The organism is Microcoleus sp. LAD1_D5 (assembly GCF_036702115.1).
In the GTDB taxonomy this organism is placed as follows: Bacteria; Cyanobacteriota; Cyanobacteriia; order Cyanobacteriales; family Microcoleaceae; genus Microcoleus.
In genome coordinates this window covers 18,166-35,175 of sequence record NZ_JAUBSA010000030.1, presented here as the reverse complement: position 1 = coordinate 35,175, position 17,010 = coordinate 18,166, and the positions used below count along the sequence as shown (strand labels likewise).

Sequence of the window (17,010 nt, the reverse complement as noted above, 5' to 3'; positions counted from 1 at the left end):
AATCTACTTATTAGTCAACTGGCGAAACTTCTTCTTAAACTTATTCTTATACACGTAGATTGATCGCTGTAAATCCTCAACTTGCAGCGACATCTCGGCCGCCAAACCGGTGCGGTTCCAAACATCCTCCTCACACTTGCGACGGCAAAAATTCATCGGTTCTGAGTAAACTTTCCCACTACATAAAGTCGGTTTTGGGCCGCACCAGTGAATCACCGTCGCCTGAGTACGATCGCCCGCAGGCCCGCTTTCTTCCACCGGAAACTGCTTTCTCAGCAAATCCTGGTCAAAATCCGGCACCAACAACTGCATATCCACATTCTGGACCCGCAATCGATTTTCTTGTGCCGCCCGGAAAATCATAAAGTTCAAAAATCCCATTTCTCCGTACTTAAATATTCCTGGGTTTTCCGCCGTAAAATCTAAAATTTCCACGTATTCTTCCAAGCTAAAAACGCCGCGTTTAGCAAAGAAAGTACCCGTGCAGAAATAGTTCGATCGCGATTCCGACCAACGAAAATTCGGGAAATGCTTTTCAACGCCCGGAATGTCAAAGAAAAATTCCGAAACATCCGCATCCGGGTAATCGTAACAAGGCTTGTCTACAATAAAATCAAAGTCTTGAAAATTAGCCAATTTGAGAACATCGCCCCAGACAATCGTATCGGCATCCAAAACCATAAAATTTGACCAAGGACTTTCCCAGAAAGCAATCATTTTAGTTTTGCCCCAACCAAAACTTCTTTTTCTGAGAACTTCTTCAGAAACAGTTGTGCGATTGATAACTCGCACCCCGTAGGACTTTTCCAAAGCACTCACAGAAAACGTACCGTCAATCAACAGACAAATCGGCACATCTCCCAGAAAATAGCGGATGCTAGCACAGCAACCCTTAGCAAACAGATAATCCTGGTCGCAGCAGGCAATAATAATACCAAAATCTTCCATAAACCCTCACTCTTTTACTAATACCATTTACCCAAAATAATGCGACTGTAGGCAAGCTCCAAACCTTTATATCATCAGTTACTCCCAATTCTTTAAGCGAAAATGGTATAACTTGCTTACCCCCAGCGTTTGGGTTTTTTGTTCTGACAGCAGCTCTATTTTCGACTTCTGCGTTTTCGCCAGCTTAGCACTAAACTCCTGCGATCGTCCGTAGGTAAAAACATCGTTAAAACCTCTAGGAATCTTGGATATAGTGGTCTGCCAAGCCACTGAGCTTTCCTTGCGCCAACAGCGGGTCAAGCACCACCAGTTGCCGCCATACTCAAACAACAAAAAAGTTGTGTTAAAATAGCGGAAAATTAAACCCGCCGACGGTTAGTCTCAAAAATGGCGATCGTCTTGGCAAGTCCCGACGGCAGCGGCCATCAAAAAACCAAAATTGTTCAAGCCTGAACTTTGGTTGGGATCGGGTAAATCTACCAGCCTTTAGCTCTCAGTTCCCCACTCATAGCGGGAAAATCGCCCCTGCCGGGTCGCCCGGTTTAAAGTTAGGTTAAAAAGCTTGACATTATAGGATATAAAGCTGTATAAGGGATGCGACAAGCAGCCACAATCCTACCTATAACAGTCTGTTAAGTCGGGCGTAACCGAGGACTCTGGGCAGTTGTCAGTTAGAGGTAAATTGTGGTCGAACCCATAAAACCAGTTGTCGATCGCCCGCAGAGCAACTCAAGCAAGTCTGGCGATCGAGAGATGAAATTAGCACGTGATGGTATAATCAACTGTAATGTAATGTGGGCTTGACCTGAATTGATGCCTGGGCGGTATAAGGGCTCAGCCCCTTAAGTTCAAGCAGAAGTAGACACGCCTACTGTGAATCAACAGTTATGGATAGGTTCTATTTTGGCAGTTATTGTCAACAGGCAAGCAACCACAAAAATTAGCAGTTGGGAATTGCTGGTCGTCGAGTTGAATAGAGTGTGAAGGTGTGAGGAAAATGAACAGAACTTTTTGGAATTTACTGCTAGTATCCCCGGCAATTCTGGGGCTATCATCAGTCATGAGTGCCACTGCGATCGCCGCAGAAGCGACCGCAACCGCTGAAGCCAACCAGCTAGCTACAGCTCAGTCATCTGAGTCAAAAATTGCAGAAATAGTTGGAGAAATAGTTGCAGAACCAGTTGCAGCAGCCCCTGCTGCCCCAGAAAAGCTGGCTTTAAACAGCAGCGACGAAGCGGCCCAAACCCCGGCGGTCAAGGAAGCAGACGCTGAAAAACTCGCCTCAATCGAACCAGAAACCAGCAAAGCAGCAGTGCAAACAACACTGCAAACAACAGGGAGCGGCATCGAGTTAGCAGCCCCAAGCGCTCCGACCAGCGCAGCAGCAGCGACTGAACCCCTAGCAGCAGGCACAGCCGAACCCTCGCCCCAAGCATCCGACTTGGCAGTGCAAAGCAGCCAGACAGACACCCCTGGGAAAATTGAAGTGCCAGCAGTCGCCAGCACCCCAGCTACTACCCCAGTTACTACCCCAGCTACTAAGGTAGAAATTGCTCAGACAGCACCCGCCGGAATGGGCGGCCCCATCGTCCCTGTCGCTCCCCAAGCGTTGCCGGCCCAACCGTCCGGAACCATGTCCCAGGTGACATCAGTCACTCAGCTCTCCGACGTGCGCCCGACAGATTGGGCATTCCAAGCCCTGCAATCCCTAGTCGAACGCTACAGTTGTATCGTAGGTTATCCCGACGGCACCTACCGCGGCAACCGCGCCCTGACTCGCTACGAATTTGCAGCCGGCGTCAACGCTTGCTTAGACCAGATAACCCAGCTAATTGGGTCAACAGGTAACTTGGTCACCCGAGACGACTTAGCCATCCTGCAACGCCTGCAAGAAGAATTTGCAGCCGAACTTGCTACCCTGCGCGGACGAGTAGACGGCCTAGAAGCTCGCACCGCAGAACTCGAAGCCAACCAGTTCTCCACCACCACCAAATTGTCTGGAGAAGCCATTTTTGCCGTCAGCGACACCTTCGTCGGAGATGGTATCCGCCTTGAGGATGACGAAACTGTCACCAACTTCGGCTACCGGGTGCGCTTGAACTTATTGACAAGCTTCACCGGTCGAGACTTGCTCAGAACCCGCTTGCAAGCAGTCAACGTCGCCAACTACGGAGCGTCAACCGCTACGGGTACTAACATGGCTCGCTTGGCCTTTGACGGCCAGGAGGGCAGCCAATTCACACTAGACGAACTGTACTATCGTTTCCCGGTCGGTCCCGCTACAGTTTTTGTCGGTCCTAAAGGACTTGACCTGGATGAAATTGCAGAGACGGTAACACCCTTTAACTCTACGGGTACTGGTGCAATTTCCAGATTTGGAGTTCGCAACCCGGCCGTATTCCGCGGGCCGCAGGGAGCTGGCGCAAGTTTGACTTTCAACTTGGGCCCCCTCCGAGCTACTGGGGGCTATCTTGCCTCCGACGGCGATGCTCCCGACCCCGCAAACGGCAGGGGCGTTGCCGACGGTTCTTTCAGCGCTCTGGGTCAGATCGGCTTTTTTAGCAAACCGTTTGATTTGGCCTTCACTTACACCCACAAATACAATCGCGCAGGCGATGTTGGCATCATGGGCGGTACGGGCAGTGCCTTGGCTAACCGGCCCTTCGGTCAAGCAACCACTCAAGCAGATAACTATGGCGTGCAAGTTAACTTCAAACCCAGCAGTCGCTTTCAGCTTGGCGGTTGGTACGGTTATACGAAGGCTGAGCAACTGCGGGGGGGCGGCAATGACGCGACGATCCAGAATGGTGCTATCACTTTGGCCCTGGCAGATTTTGGCCGGCAAGGCAACCTCCTCGGCTTCGTCTTCGGTGTACCGCCAAAAGTTACCGAGAGCGATGTCGCCAGAAACCGCGACACCTCTTATCACTTAGAAGGTTTCTATCGCTTCCAAGTCAATGACTTTATTTCGGTGACACCGGGCGTTTACGTGATTCTAAATCCCGAACACAACCACAGAAACGACGATATCTGGGTCGGACTCCTCCGTACTACCTTTAGTTTCTAAGGTTTCCAAATATCTACTCACAAGTAAAAGCGGCAGGCGACTGCCGCTTTTAGCTATTGGTGATCGGTCGATCGATTTTAGATTTTAGATTTTAGATTTTAGATTGTCAACAGCTAACACTCATCAGTCAACAGTTAACAGTCAACAGTTCACAAATTATGAATTTTGGCGACAAATCCCGAATACCGAGGTGTAGCCGTGCAGAAATGTGCTACCGCCGACGGGGCCGATTTCGCCATTGCAGAAAAAGCCACTCAGGGGAATGTTTTTGAGGTATCGGCCAAACAGTCTGGAGTCAAAGTTCGATTGGCCGTAAAGCCCTTCGCCGCGCCCCAGACAAGAGAACATTAAGGCGCCAGCGCTAGATGTACCGCTGTACTCGGCAGCCCGCTGATAGCGATCGAGCAGCATTTCTAGGTCTTCTGCGGAGGTGCGCGCGTCCCGCAGGTGAAATTGGATGCGCTGTCCGGGACGGACTCGATCGCCGATCGCAATTGCCCCCACTTTCGGATCTACTCCCAACAGATTGCGGATTAAAAAATCTCCCGGCTCTAATGTCAGCTTGAATTCATCGCTGACTAAGCCTACAAATAACGAGTGCTGGGCTAATTCTCGGTCTGCTTCGCTCAAAGTTTGAACTAACTCTCGCAAAGCCTCTAAGGGCGATCGTTCGATGCCCCCGCTGCCGCTATCATCGGTTTGTTCTTCGAGTTTCAGCAAAATATTGCGTTCTCCTTCCGTCACCCGATAAGGATGCCCGATCGGCCTGCAGCCTTGAGCTACGATCGTTTCCAAAACTATATTGCCACTCAAAGCTATCCCAACAGTCCCTTCTCGGTAAAGCTGATAGTCGCAAAACAGCGCCGCGCCCCTGCCCGCACCGTCCCCCCCGGCGAGTCCCCCTACCTTCGCCGCACCCGGATAGGCATAATCTAGCCCTTGGAGCAAATCGTTAATTTTTGCGGAAAAGGGGTCGGCCAAGATGATGAACTGCGGTTCTTCCTGGGCCGGCACGCCCAAGAGATCCACCCAAGTATCCGGGGGACTGTCTAAGTCCGGCAGTTCTTCTGCACCGACGTGAAAAGTTCTGACATTCACTCCCGGTAAGCGCGCCAGACTGAGGCTGACTGCGGGAGATCCCTCGACTTCTTCGGTGAGGCCGCCCCGGTTCGTGCCGATGACTCCTCCCCCGCCACAGCCCAGGATCGCGGGTACTGGCAGCAGTTCTCGGAGTAAAGGCATCAGCCGAGAATACTCGCTGGCAAAGGCAGACGATATAAATATCAGCGCTAAATCAGCCGGGCCTTCTAGGTCGCGATCGGCTTGTTCTATAACTTCTTTGAGGGCGGATTCCAAAGACGGACGGGTTGATAAGGCGCTGACCCATTGCATTTGGTTTTCGGTGTACATAAGGCAAACTTCTCTATAAAACTATCTCTATACATTAGGCTAACCGGAACTGGCCGCGGGGGGGACGGTATTCTTGGGCGATCGATTCCCCCTCGATCGCCGTTCTTGTGTTAACATAAGTTAACATGAGAGTCCCATTAATCTGTTGTGTGTTAAATGCCGTGTTCAGCTAAATCTTAAAAGATAAAGCTCAATACAGTTTGACACACCAACTTCGTGTAATGTTTTCATCAAAAGTAAGGTCGGCTTGACCTACATTGATGCCTGTGGACTCTTCCCCCGCCGACGGGGTAGAGTAAAGCAGGAAGTAGAGAGGGGCTGCGATCGCAGTTATCGATGGTTTCTATCTGGGCTGCTGCAACAGCAGCGCATCCCAAACTATTATTAGCTGGGGTCGCCAGACCGAAACAGCAAATCCAACCCAAACTAACATCCAAAAAGAAAACCTTTCTTACTTAATAACGTCAACGACCCAGGTCTAAAGACACTGGGCTTCTAGCCTAAGACTTAAACCACTCTTGACTAGCCTAAGACTTTAGACGTCTACGTTTTTTGAGTGATGACGCCAAGCGGCTGCTTAGCTAGTCCCTTGCTCTGTCGTTAACGGTTAAACATCTTTATTTGGGTTAAGGATGTGCCGTTAGCCGAACAAGCTCACTAAACAAAGGCGCATGCTAACATTACCTAGAAATAGGTCGGGGACAACCATATTCTCCTACACATTCATACCAACAAGCTTTATGACAACAACACCCGCAAGCAACATCCAAGAACAAATTGAAGAAGAACTAGAAAGCGCTCGTACCGTCTGTGACCTCAAGGGCGCAACTTCCGGGGAATGCGCGGCGGCGTGGGACGCAGTTGAAGAACTGCAAGCAGAAGCTTCCCACCAAAAGCAGGTCAAACCTAAGAATTCTTTTGAAAAATTTTGCGACGACAATCCTGATGCTGCTGAGTGCCGCATCTACGAGGAATAAACGAGCCATTTAGCTCTATGCCTTCCCTCCCGCGCCGAAATCTAACTTTTGGCGCGGGAGAATTTTATTTGAGGGGTTGAGCCTTTAGGTAATGGCGAGATTTGCCCTCTATCCCAATACGGTTAAAATCAGCCAGCTTCTCCCCACTCCCCCAACCAAGGGGGACAATAATTTGCTCTGGCGCGCCTTGGTTCGGGGGATGGGAAGGCGAGATTCGAGGAATAAACAGTTTTAATCCAAGCATATTGCCGTCTATCGTGTCTCAAGTACGTTTCAAAGCGCGGCAAGTACCTTAGAAAAGGTAGCAGCAACTAAAACATTAAGACCCTGTTCTGGTTGCTGATTTTTTAGCATTTTTGTAGTAAAATTTGTGACAAATAAGTGAGTATATTTTCCCAAAGATGTTGAGTCTTTTATTGGCAGCCACCGGGCCTTGGTTTCAACCGCTAGTCTGGATGGATTATCGGTTGTCTGTGTTATTAACAATTTCGATCCCGCTGGTAGTGCTGATTTGGGCTGTTGTGGCAAAAGCTGAGGCGATCGTCCGTTTGTCGATTATTTATTGGCGGGTGGCGAGTTTGCTGGCAATTACACTTTACCTGATGATGGCTGCGCTGCCTGTGAGCTTTGTGTCGTCGGTGATTGGGAGGGCCTTAATTCCTGCTAGTCTGTGGTTTTGGGAGGATTTAAACGAAGAAATTGCCGATCGACCGCAGTCGCCCCTGAAACTGGCTTTTACAGCTTGGCGGTGGGCGATTACTGTTTACAGCGGTTTGGGCGCTCTAGCTCAACTTCCCTTCTTAAGCTGTGCCTTTAAATCTCAACTTCAGGTAATTGACGAACCTTTTTGCCGCGTTTGGTTAGACCCACCTTGGCTCTACAAACAAATGTTTCACCCTACGGCAAACCCTCAATTTTTGGGATTGTTGGGTCTAATAGGTTTAGCAATCTATGTAATTTACTTGTCATATTTTGTGCTAATTAGACTAGGAAAACAGGGGAGGTCAGCTACCGGAAATTAAGTGAATTTTAAGTAATTATTTGCCCCCTAAAGGGCAGTTAAAGTCTTCAAGAAAAAGCTCAAAAATCCCCAATAAAAAAAGCCGGGGCGCATCTAGGAAAAAATTAAACTAACAGCAGGGTGGATGACGTGAAGTTGCCCAAAAACGGATACAAGCCGCCGACTCCAGTCGTGGAGATCTAAAAATTTTAGACTAAAGTTCCAGCTTCCAGATTCATCTGTGGAGTAAATCTAAAATCTAAAATCTAAAATCCAAAATCGACTGACAGCAATGTTACTGGGAAAGACTGTGATGGATAGCAAACAAGCCTACTTACAGTGCTTAGAAAGGCTGATTTGGGCCCTCGATCGCCTGGAAGCAAAAGTCGAACCAACTGAAGTCGCTCGGATTGCCGAACTGGTTGTTCAGCCGATGATGGGGCCCTGGCGGTTTTTTCACACTCCCGAACATATTTTTGAGGTGGGGGGAGATGAAGATGCGATCGAGGTTTTGGCAGCTTTATTTCACGATACCGTCTACGTGCAAGTCGATCGCAGCATTAACTTTAACGTCAGCTACTACATCACTCCTGTTGCAAAAGAGGTTAACCAACAACTACAAATTCGGGATCAATCTGAACAGCCGGCGGATGCTATCTTCGAGATGGTAATGCTGGTATTCAATTTTGTACCGGGCGAAGTCCTCAATCCTTTCTCCGGACAAAACGAATTTCTCAGCGCTGTCGTCGCAGCAAAAGCTTTAGAACCATTTCTCAAACGCGAGCAATTGCTTCAAATTGTAGGCTGCATTGAAGCCACAATTCCGTTTCGCGCCGTCGAGTCCGGAGTAACGGTAAGCCAGGGTCTTTATGACCGCTTGCAGGCAATAAATAGCCGATTTAACCTCAGTTTGACTGACGAGGAAATGCGGCAAACGGTGAAAAAATCTGTGCGAATTTCTAACCGGGATGTGATGAGTTTTGCTCACCATAGTTCAGCCCATTTTTTGGCAAATACCTGGAATTTACTGCCGGAAACCAATCACAATCTCATCTGTTGCGGTTTTTACACGGTTCGCGACTACCGAGTTGCGTTGGTCAAGATGGAAGGTTTTCTTAATTATCTCAAGCCAGAAATAATTTTCCGACAGTTTGACGGATATCCAGACGATCGCACCTATCAGCGGTGGGAAACTACTGCTAAGTACAATCTCGAAATTGCGAAGCTTTATTTGGGGTGCAAACTGCCTGCTCTCGCCCTGCTAGAAGCTCTTTCTTCGGGTTTGGGCATCGATGTTTCTCTGGCGATGATGATGGGAGGAATTCCTGATCAATCTGTTAACTGCGTGCGCCTGGAAAGCTTTTTTCCCGAAATAGAGAAACCTTACCAACCTAAAATTGGTTTAGAAGCCGAAGTATTGAATTTATTAGAAAAGGGGCGGGCTAAAAGCACTTCTCAAACCGATTTGGAGAACTCGCCGTTGACAACGTTTGTGGTCAAAATTGTTGGCTTTGACGAAATGCGCTATCAGTGCGATCGAGCTAAGGAATTTTTTAAAGAACATCTAAATGCTGACGACTTTATTTCCGACTTTAACCCGATAGTTACAGAAATTGTCATTGATTCAATTCTCAAGTTGTTTGACAGCCGGAAATCTACTATCTACCGATACTACGATATCACTTCTAAGTTAAAGTCCCAACCCAAGAGCAATTTTCCCGATCGCCCTTTTCGCTCAAATGGTTAACTAGCTTTAAACACAGTATTTTTGCCTCCTCTATAGAAAATACCATTACTCAGCTTATATAAAAGTGGAGCGATTACACCGTGACAGGATTGGTTGACTTGCTTTCTCTACGTCAATCAGCCTATCCATCCCGACACCAACAGCCGTACAGGTAAGTAGGCGGGATTAAACCGCATAATGTAACACTATGTAAACAGGTTTAAGTCAGCCAGTAGAGAGCATTTGGAGACTTTGCCCTCGTTTACATAGGGGCGTTTTTTGGCGCCGACTTACTTATGGTGTGGCGCTGGTGGCAAAGATGCTAAAAGTTGATAAAAAATGGAAATTGGCTGCTGTTTGCCTCTGACAATTACTTTGTACAAAAGGGATTTTAGAGCGGGCTGTCACTCATCTGAGCTACCCCAGATAAGCGTCACTATAAAAAGCGACTGTTAAAGCACTTCCCCCCACAGCTACAACTGGGGAATAGCAAGTTCAAACGACTTGCAAACCACTAATCCCCAATCAAACCATGCAAACCACAAATTCAATTTACGCTCAATTGCCTCTTTGCTCTTCACTGCCCACACTGCAACGCAATAATAGCACCGCTGCCAATAAAGACGTGCGCTATCTCCAACAATCCTTAGTTAAAAACGGATATCCCGTAGCAACTGATGGATTCTTCGGCCCAAAAACTGAACAAGCAGTCATCAAATTTCAAAAGGAAAATAAGATTGCTGTTGATGGCATTGTCGGCCCTCAAACTTGGAATCTATTAGGCGCTTGTTATACAGGTGAACCCGGATGTTAAATCCAAGTTAACTAATCCTAGGCCCACGGGTAGCAAGAAACGGTTTTTTTTCACAACAATACTTCCTTTACGCCCCAGAAACGCTAAAAAAGCTGGTGGTTGAGCGAAGCCAAAACCTTGTTTATGCCCGTCAAAAGTGCATCCAGGATTATTAATTAACATCTTTTCCCCGCTGCCCTGCTTTTAAACAACTTGCAAACAACCAATGGAGACTCAAACTATGCAAACCACAAACGCAATTCACATGGAATTACCTTCCTGCCGTTATTTCCCTCTCCTCAAACGCAACGATGGCGTCACCCAAAATGAGGACGTTCGCTACCTTCAGCGACTCTTGAACGACAGCGGATTTTCTGTAAATACTGATGGAGGATTCGGCCCGAAAACCCAACAAGCAGTCATCAATTTTCAAAAGCAACAACAAATCGTTGCTGATGGCATTGTCGGCTCTAAAACTTGGAATAAATTGGGCGTTTGTACAACTATATTTTAAAGTTTGTGCAACCATCTTTTAAAGAGAGTAGGGCGTGCAGTGCGCGCCCTATTTCTCCGTCGAAGTTTCCACCCCAGACCACCCATCGGGCGCTCCGTACATTCGATACTTGCGAGCTCTTTTGAAATACAGCATGGCTACCCGATCGTCTGGATTGATTTGTAAAATATTCTGAAATACTTTTTGGGCGGCAACAAATTTTTGCTCGTAGTAAAAATTGAGAGCTTCTTGAAAAACCTCCGCAGTTTGCTGCTTAAGTACAATGCTCTGCTCTGTTTCTGTATCGTAAATTTCAAACACCGACACAGCATTTGTCTTTCCTTTCACCCTTACTCGATCGACAAATCTGTACTTATATTTTTGGGGATCGTCCAGGCGATCGATAATTGCACCGCTAACTAGAATTCCCGCGCCGTAAACCTTAGTCAATCCTTCCAAACGAGACGCGAGATTCACCGCATCAGCAATCACCGTACTTTCCATCCGTTCTCGCTCGCCAATGGTACCCAACATCAAATTGCCCGCGTGTAAACCGACGCCGATCGCGATCGGACACAAACCATTTTTTTCTCGCTGCTGGTTGTAAATATTCACTTCTTTTTGCATATCAATTGCTGCTCGCACGCCATCAGATGGAGATGTAGGAAACAGTGCCATGACTGCATCCCCAATGTATTTGTCAATAAACCCGTTATTTTTCCTGATTGCAGGGCTAACCCTTCCCAAGTAAGTATTAATAAATGCAAAATTTTCAGGCGGTGTCATATTTTCGGAAAGCGCCGTAAACGAGCGAATATCAGCAAACAGCACTGTCATATCTCGTTCCTGATTTTCGCCTAATTTTACTTCAATAATACTCGGCTTTTCCAGCAAGCTTAGAAAATCGTGCGGCACAAACCTGCCGTAGGCTGCATTCAGTTTAGCAAGGCGAATTTGCGTGTTAATTCTTGCCAACAATTCCTTTTTGATAAAAGGTTTAGTTATATAATCATTTGCTTCTAAGTTAAAAGCTTCTACCAAGTCAGTAGTTTGATTTTTAGCCGTCAGCATCAGAATCGGCATTTCTAAAGGCGAGTATTTTTTGCGGACTTCTCGACACACTTCATAACCAGTCATCTGTGGCATCATTACATCGAGTAAAATTAAGTCCGGCTTAAATCCTGATTCAATCAGATTTAAAGCTTCTAAGCCGTTGCTCGCTTGAGTTATCTCGTAGTTTTCTATAGAAAGACTGTTGATGATGACCTGAATATTAATGGGTTCATCATCTACAACCAAAATTTTGATTTTTTCATTTTCTACCAAGTCGCTATTGTCTGATAGCTGAGAATTTATTATCGAGGATTTGCCCGCGAATTCAGGAGTAATTAAAATGGGAGAACCCTCGGTTAAAAGCGGCTGTATGCTGCTCAATTCCGGCTGAGTTTCAGATACGGGCAAAGTAAAGATGAATTGGGAACCGACGCCTACAGTTGAAGATACCCCCATTTTCCCTCCGTGCAATTCCACTAATTGCTTAGCAACAGTTAACCCTAAACCCGTGCCACCATATTCTCTCGCAGTGGAACCGTCAGCTTGTTCAAAGGATTCAAAAATTCGCTCTAATTTATCTTCGGGGATGCCAATACCAGTGTCAGATACAGTAATGGCTAATTGGGAATTAGGCGGTGATTGTGCGTTGCCCGTTACCAATTCTGCTGAAATTTCAACTCGGCCACTTTCGGTAAATTTAATCGCATTGCCGATTAAGTTGTAAAATATTTGCTGCAACCGATTCTCGTCGGCTGCTATTGGCGGCAATTCACGAGCGACTGAGTTAATCAACTGCAAGTTTTTTTTGCCTACTAATGGCTGAGACAAAGTGAGAATTACCGAGACTATTTCTCGAATACCGACGGACTTAATTTGGAGTTCTATAGTTTTGTGTTTTAGCTGAGAAAAGTCCAGAAGATCGTTAATTAAAGAAGATAATCTTTTGCCCGAGGATGTAATCAAAGCTAAGTTAAAATTTGTTGAGTCGGGCAGTTGTCCAGTAGCACCGTCTATTAAAGATTCTGCAATCCCAATAATGCCGTTGAGGGGAGTGCGGAGTTCGTGGGAAGTATTGGCTAAGAATTCGTCTTTCAGTTTGTCTAGTCGCTGCAGTTCGGTATTTTTAGTTTCTAAGGCAGTAAAAGATGCTTGCAGTTGTGCTGCCATGCTGTTAAAAGCAGCGGCAAGTACGCCCAACTCGTCGGAGCGATCGAGCTTTACAGTTTGGTCAAATTGTCCTTCAGATAAAGCTATTGCTGCATTTTTTAATTTTAAAATAGGTTGGATAATCCAGCGAGAAGTGATAATTCCTAAGACAGTTGCCATGCCCAAAGCTGCCAAACATAGCAACACTGTAGTTCGGTTGCCCGCATCAACTTGTTCCATAAAGTCGGCTTCGGGAACGACGACTACAATCAGCAAATCTAAACCCTTGTCGTCTTGGAAGGGCAGGACTTTTAAAAATTGCTGTTTCCCGTTTATCGCAAAATGGAGTTGCTGCGATTTGGTAATTTGGTGCAAGTTTTGAAAGTGACTTTCTAAATATTTAGCTGTAGTTTGCGTTACTGCATCGCTGCTTTCTTTAACTTTAAACAGTTCTTTTTGACCGTTTTGGGTGCGAAAAGGTTTTTCGGGTGTGGAAGTTGCCAGCAGCGTGCCATTTCTTTGGATAATAAAAGTTTGACCAGATTTACCTATTTTGAGGCTGTTTAAAAATTGACCGATACTGTCGAGACGCAAAGCAGCAATTAATACTCCTTCTAGCTGTTTCTGGCTGTTGTAAACTGGTTGCAGGGCGCTGAGGATCAATGTGGGTTCTAGTAAGGATACATAAACTGAACTCCAAGTTGGTTTGCCTGCTAGAGCCGCATAGGTGTAGGCAGGGTGCTGTCGGATGTCGGAGCTTTTGACGGTGGCTGCTACTGTCGTGCGATCGCCCCTATCATTAGTATTGTAAGAATAAAAATCAAAACCTCTAGATTGACCCGATGCGTTAATCAATAAAGTGCCGTTAGACATTTTTTCGCCAGTGCGATATTCTCCATCTGAATTAGCGATCGACGTAAAATTGATATAAGGATATAATTGCACTTGTCGCCACAGATACTTTTCCCAAGCTGACAAGTCTTTCATGTTCACAAAACCCAGTTTCACTGCATCCAATTTGCTTTGATTGATTTGGTGCGGAGTTTGCAGATAAGTTCTCAAATTTTGCTCAATGCGATTGCTCACCTCCCCCATCAACTGATCCGCCAGGTCATTAACTGCTCTTTGACTGTTTTTAAAGGATAAATATCCCACAATTCCTACGGCTGCAAATACTTGCAAGACAAACGGAACTATGAGTACGGTTCGCAGGGTAACTTTTCTTGAAATTTTAGCACTTAAACGGTTGAGAGAAAGATTTGACATAGCAGTAATTTAGGTTGAAATTATTAGTTTATGTTCGGTTCAAATCTCCACCCGTCTTAAGAGTTGTAAACACTTTTGACCGAGAATTTCTGAACAAAATGAGATAAATTGAGCTGGTAGACCAGAAAACGGGTTTTCCAGGTATCTTGGACAATTCTAGCCTTGGCAGTTCAACATTGTCCTAAACCGATTCAAATAGAGATGAGTAGCAGATAAATGTGCTGCCGGCTACAATAAAAATGTTATGTTGGGTTTCAGGTTCATACATTTCAAGCACCGACACCGCAAATTTTTTACTTTTTACCAGAATGAGATTGACAAATCGGTACATATCTTGTTTTTCGATAGAGCCGACAAGCAATTATTGTTTAATTAATCCTAATGACAATGGAAACGCTGTTTTGTATCGAGTGTAAAATAGGAGTACAATTTTCTGAAAAACTCCTTGTGGTTGGATCGGTTAAAAAATGTTGATTCAAGATAAATAATTGGCTAAATACTTGGCTAGCAGTCTCTGAAATTGGGTACTAAATCAAGGTATATTATATCTCACATCTGGCACAATTTTATTGTAGGCTGTTACTCCTAGCCCGGGCGAAAGGTTAAATTTTAATCCTCAACAACTTATCTATTATGGCTGACTCTATTGCTCGTCGCTTGGAACAATACACCATAAAACGATCGCACGAAGTTTTGATCGTCAAAGCCCAAATTGACGGCGAATTCGATGAAATTGCTATTTTTAAAGGCTTTTCTAGTTCCCTGACGCGATCGACTGCTTTCGATCCAGAGGTTGCTGTTTTGCCGGAGGAAGCAAAAATTGTCAGTGTCGATCGCGTGGAGAGCCCCTACAATCCAAATAACCCCCGCTATCTTCAGCAGGGGTTATCTTGGGAAACAATGCAATCTCTATTGTGCGAGGCGGGAGTTTAGCAAAACATTAGGGACACAACGCCAGAAAAACAGCAGGGACACAACAATGTTGTGTCCCTACTACAAAAGCACTATGTCCTTACCCTTAGAGCTAGAGCGTGCCGCCGGCAGCTTGGAAACGAGCTCTCGCGCGTTTGATTGCTTCCTTAGCTTGATATTGCTCTTGTTTGGTTCCACTAGCGGACTTTTCCAAACGAGCTTCTGCTTCGGTGTAAGCAGTACGAGCAGCTTCTTTATCAATGGTTTCGCCTTTTTCAGCGCCGTTGACAATAATAGTAACTCGGTTTTCTTCGATTTTTGCAAAGCCGCCCATGAGAGCAATGGCTACCCATTCCTTACCGGGACGGACGCGCATCACTCCCGTATCCAAAGCCGTCCCCATCGGAGCGTGACCGGTCAAGATACCTAATTGGCCTGTTATGCTTGGCAAAATTACTTCTTCGGCATTAGAATTCCAAACAATTTTGTCTGGGGCCACTACCTCTACATTTAATGTCATAAATCGGGAATTGGTAATTGGGAATTGGTAATTGGGAATTGGGAATTGGTAATTGGTAATTGGTAATTGGTAATTGGTAATTGGTAATTGGTAATTTGTTAGTTCCAATAACTCATTACCATTACCCATTACCCATTACCCATTACCCATTACCAATTTTCTACTTGGCGTCAGCTTTCATTTTTTCAGCTTTGGCGATCGCCTCGTTGATATCGCCCACCAAATAGAAAGCTTGTTCCGGTAATTCGTCAAGTTCGCCAGCCAAAATCATCTGGAAACCCTTAATGGTGTCTGCCAGCTTGACGTACTTGCCGGGGGAACCCGTGAACACTTCCGCCACAAAGAACGGTTGAGACAAGAACCGTTCAATTTTGCGAGCGCGAGAAACGGTCAAGCGGTCATCTTCCGACAGCTCATCCAAGCCCAAAATCGCAATAATGTCTTGCAATTCCTTGTAGCGTTGCAGAGTTGACTGCACCTGACGAGCAACACCATAGTGCTCTTCGCCGACAACGCTAACTTGCAACATTGTAGACGTAGAATCCAGCGGGTCAACCGCAGGATAAATCCCCTTCGCAGCCAAACCGCGAGACAACACAGTTGTAGCGTCCAAGTGAGCAAAAGTCGTAGCCGGTGCGGGGTCAGTCAAGTCATCCGCAGGTACGTACACAGCTTGAACCGAAGTAATCGAACCTTCGGTAGTCGAAGTAATCCGTTCTTGCAAGTCGCCCATGTCTGTACCGAGAGTCGGCTGATATCCCACAGCCGAAGGCATCCGACCCAACAGAGCCGATACCTCAGAGCCCGCTTGCACAAACCGGAAGATATTGTCAATGAACAGCAGCACGTCTTGCTTGCTGACATCACGGAAGTATTCGGCCATCGCCAGAGCCGACAGGCCCACGCGCATCCGAGCACCAGGCGGCTCGTTCATTTGACCGTAAACCAGAGCAATTTTTGATTTGCTGCGGTCTTCTTCGTTAATAACCCCCGACTCGATCATTTCCTTGTAGAGGTCATTACCTTCGCGGGTGCGCTCGCCCACACCACCGAACACGGACACGCCACCGTGAGCCTTGGCGATGTTGTTCACGAGTTCCATCATAATCACGGTTTTGCCGACGCCTGCGCCGCCGAACAAACCGATTTTGCCGCCGCGACGGTAGGGGGCCAGCAGGTCGATCACCTTGATCCCAGTTTCAAACACCGAAGGCTTGGTTTCCAGTTCGGTGAAAGCCGGCGGGTTGCGGTGGATGGGCATACTTTCGGAAGTATTGACCGGGCCGAGGTTGTCTACGGGTTGACCGATGACGTTAAAAATCCGGCCGAGAGTTGGGATTCCGACGGGAACTTGGATCGCTTCCCCGGTATCTACTACTTCCATGCCACGCACCAAGCCGTCGGTGGTACTCATGGAAACTGCACGCACTTGGCTGTCTCCCAGCAGTTGTTGAACTTCGCAGGTAACGGCAATGTCTTGACCTGCTTCGTTTTTGCCGGAAATCGTGAGAGCGTTATAGATTTGGGGCAGTTTGCCGCCTGGGAATTTTACGTCTACAACCGGCCCAATGATTTGGGTGATGTAGCCTACGTTCGTTTTTGTTGCGGTGGATACCATGAATAGTGCCTTTGTTAGGATGCTATTTTTCCGATATTGGAAAAACTCTTAACATTTAGAAATGCTATTCCTCAGATTACC

12 protein-coding genes are annotated in these 17,010 nt (G+C 46.5%); 7 read left to right on the top strand and 5 right to left on the bottom strand.

Annotation, left to right across the window (positions count from 1 at the left end; genetic code table 11):
* Window positions 1-3 precede the first annotated feature (3 nt).
* Window positions 4-948 carry a hypothetical protein gene (locus tag QUA70_RS14770; protein WP_333348070.1) on the bottom strand — a complete coding sequence of 315 codons (945 nt, stop codon included), beginning with the start codon at window positions 946-948 and terminating at the stop codon, window positions 4-6.
* A gap of 997 nt (window positions 949-1,945) precedes the next feature.
* Here QUA70_RS14770 and QUA70_RS14765 point away from each other — a divergent pair.
* Window positions 1,946-4,015 carry an iron uptake porin gene (locus tag QUA70_RS14765; RefSeq protein ID WP_333326259.1) on the top strand — a complete coding sequence of 690 codons (2,070 nt, stop codon included), beginning with the start codon at window positions 1,946-1,948 and terminating at the stop codon, window positions 4,013-4,015.
* Between the two features lie 156 nt (window positions 4,016-4,171).
* On the opposite strand, the gene QUA70_RS14760 is transcribed toward QUA70_RS14765, so the two are convergent.
* Window positions 4,172-5,425 carry an FIST N-terminal domain-containing protein gene (locus QUA70_RS14760; RefSeq protein WP_333326261.1) on the bottom strand — a complete coding sequence of 418 codons (1,254 nt, stop codon included), beginning with the start codon at window positions 5,423-5,425 and terminating at the stop codon, window positions 4,172-4,174.
* Between the two features lie 740 nt (window positions 5,426-6,165).
* Here QUA70_RS14760 and QUA70_RS14755 point away from each other — a divergent pair.
* From QUA70_RS14755 to QUA70_RS14735, 5 genes are all read left to right on the top strand, one after another.
* Window positions 6,166-6,402 carry a Calvin cycle protein CP12 gene (locus QUA70_RS14755; protein WP_333045631.1) on the top strand — a complete coding sequence of 79 codons (237 nt, stop codon included), beginning with the start codon at window positions 6,166-6,168 and terminating at the stop codon, window positions 6,400-6,402.
* Between the two features lie 401 nt (window positions 6,403-6,803).
* Window positions 6,804-7,424 carry a DUF3177 family protein gene (locus QUA70_RS14750; RefSeq protein WP_333326263.1) on the top strand — a complete coding sequence of 207 codons (621 nt, stop codon included), beginning with the start codon at window positions 6,804-6,806 and terminating at the stop codon, window positions 7,422-7,424.
* Between the two features lie 270 nt (window positions 7,425-7,694).
* Entirely contained in the window at window positions 7,695-9,149 is a 1,455-nt protein-coding gene (locus tag QUA70_RS14745) for a hypothetical protein (RefSeq protein ID WP_333410474.1), read from the top strand.
* A 511-nt stretch (window positions 9,150-9,660) separates the two neighbouring features.
* The gene (locus QUA70_RS14740; protein ID WP_333326267.1) at window positions 9,661-9,942 is read left to right on the top strand and encodes a peptidoglycan-binding domain-containing protein; all 282 of its coding nucleotides are present in this window, start codon (window positions 9,661-9,663) and stop codon (window positions 9,940-9,942) included.
* Between the two features lie 220 nt (window positions 9,943-10,162).
* Complete coding sequence (locus QUA70_RS14735; protein WP_333326269.1) at window positions 10,163-10,435, top strand: peptidoglycan-binding domain-containing protein; 273 nt, start codon at window positions 10,163-10,165, stop codon at window positions 10,433-10,435.
* Window positions 10,436-10,483: 48 nt separating this feature from the next.
* Here QUA70_RS14735 and QUA70_RS14730 read toward each other — a convergent pair whose 3' ends face one another.
* Window positions 10,484-13,879 carry an ATP-binding protein gene (locus QUA70_RS14730; protein ID WP_333348073.1) on the bottom strand — a complete coding sequence of 1,132 codons (3,396 nt, stop codon included), beginning with the start codon at window positions 13,877-13,879 and terminating at the stop codon, window positions 10,484-10,486.
* A 633-nt stretch (window positions 13,880-14,512) separates the two neighbouring features.
* On the opposite strand from QUA70_RS14730, the gene QUA70_RS14725 reads away from it, so the two are divergent.
* Window positions 14,513-14,812, top strand: coding sequence for a DUF7734 family protein (locus tag QUA70_RS14725; protein WP_333348076.1), 300 nt, complete (start codon window positions 14,513-14,515; stop codon window positions 14,810-14,812).
* Between the two features lie 91 nt (window positions 14,813-14,903).
* On the opposite strand, the gene atpC is transcribed toward QUA70_RS14725, so the two are convergent.
* Complete coding sequence (atpC, locus tag QUA70_RS14720; RefSeq protein WP_333326293.1) at window positions 14,904-15,311, bottom strand: ATP synthase F1 subunit epsilon; 408 nt, start codon at window positions 15,309-15,311, stop codon at window positions 14,904-14,906.
* Window positions 15,312-15,471: 160 nt separating this feature from the next.
* Window positions 15,472-16,929, bottom strand: a complete 1,458-nt coding sequence (gene atpD / locus QUA70_RS14715) for a F0F1 ATP synthase subunit beta (RefSeq protein ID WP_242716789.1) — start codon at window positions 16,927-16,929, stop codon at window positions 15,472-15,474.
* Window positions 16,930-17,010 lie beyond the last annotated feature (81 nt).